Source organism: Umbribacter vaginalis (assembly GCA_001552935.1).
GTDB classification, from domain to species: domain Bacteria; phylum Actinomycetota; class Coriobacteriia; order Coriobacteriales; family Eggerthellaceae; genus Berryella; species Berryella vaginalis.
Window position 1 is genome coordinate 1 of the sequence record KQ959684.1, and the last position, 1,220, is coordinate 1,220.

Sequence of the window (1,220 nt, forward strand, 5' to 3'; positions counted from 1 at the left end):
AAAAAGACTACCTGCACCAACAAATGGCTCATAGTATGTATTAAAGTTATCAGGTGCGTATTTAAGCAAAGTGTTTTTTAATTTTTGTTTACCACCTGCCCAGCACATGAACGGCAAAATTTTTGTGTCGCGAGTTGTATTCATAATTCACTCCATAAATAAATTTGAAAAAAGGGCTTTTAATACGGAAACTACAATGCTGTTACCTGCCTGTTTGTATAAACTCGTATTGCTTACTAATTGACTTGCTTTGTAAAAATCTTCATCTGATACGTCCATGAATCGCCAAGTTTCATGAGGGGTTAGTCTACGCGCAGGATAGAATCCATTTTCATCTTTTGGACAAGACACTATTTGCCTACGATGCTTATTTTGAAAATCTGCTAGAACAGTTCCTTTCCAATAATTAGAGTCTAAACAATAAATCCATTCCTGCTCGATGGGTTTATTAGTTACTTGATTATTCAAATAAAAATTTTTAGAAACATCTTTTTCTAAAAGATCGTTCATTTTAATGTTTAGTGGAACTTTATGCGGAAAAGAAAAATTAGCCTTGTGTGCAAGTATGCTTAAACAAAATACCCGTTCTCTATTTTGAGGTATTCCATAATCACGAGCATTCAAGACACTCCAAAAATTTGTATAACCCAAGGTTTCGAGGTAATTTAAAAATTTACTAAAGTTCTTTTTGTGATTACTGCCGACTAAGTTTTTCACATTTTCCATCATTAAATATTTTGGTTTCTTAATCTCGATAATTTTGCAGCATTGCCACAGTAGAGAAGAACGGGTGCCTGAATTAGGAGTCAAGCCATTTTGATACCCAGCTACAGAAATATCCTGACATGGAAATGAATAAGTGAAGAAGTCGAAATCTGGTAAATTTTGAGGAACAATGGAACGAATGTCACCAAAATTTTTTGAGATTTTGTTTGCTAAATACATGTCTTTTAGTTTTTGACCCCGAAGTGAATCAGCTCTGTTTTTGAACGTTTTATAATTCAAGGGCACATTGATTGATTTGAGATAATTACGCATTTTATCATCGTCTGGATATGTGATTTTTTCTCGTAATTCTAAGAGATTTTCATGTATTGCTGCATAAGATAAGATAACATCCCCATCAACTTCAGAAATACCCACAATTTTATGGGGAATATTACAACGTTTTAATGCCATGCGTTGACTGCCATACCCAGAAAATGCTTCAAAAACTTTTA

2 protein-coding genes are annotated in these 1,220 nt (G+C 33.6%); both read right to left on the bottom strand.

Annotated elements, in window-relative coordinates; translation table 11 throughout:
• Positions 1-144 (bottom strand): DNA adenine methylase (locus tag HMPREF3190_RS03200; RefSeq protein WP_449676103.1); only part of this gene is annotated, 144 nt, incomplete at its 3' end.
• A 3-nt stretch (positions 145-147) separates the two neighbouring features.
• On the bottom strand, positions 148-1,220 hold a 1,073-nt coding region (locus HMPREF3190_RS03205; RefSeq protein ID WP_156425699.1), incomplete at its 5' end, for a DNA cytosine methyltransferase.